1 protein-coding gene is annotated in these 255 nt (G+C 59.6%); it reads left to right on the forward strand.

The features are described 5' to 3' along the window. The coding region (locus AC0IW7_RS24890) for a TetR family transcriptional regulator (RefSeq protein ID WP_471821519.1) at positions 1–255 on the forward strand (255 nt) is incomplete at both ends.

Raw genomic sequence — 255 nt, forward strand, 5'->3', positions numbered from 1 at the left:
CAGAGAAAACCCGCAGCGCCATTTGGTTGGCCGCCGAGATGTTGTTTCTGCAAAAAGGCGTGGGCCACCCCACCCTGGATCAAATCGCCAAAACCGCCGAAGTAACGCGCGGCGCGGTGTACTGGCACTGTGAAAACAAAGCCCATTTGTTCCACGAAATGCTCGACCAGGTTCGCCTGCCGCCGGAGCAATTGGCCGAACTGCTATCGGCCGACAACGGCCGCGAACCACTGCAAAGCCTGCGCGACATCTGCG

The organism is Pseudomonas sp. AC229 (assembly GCF_979254655.1).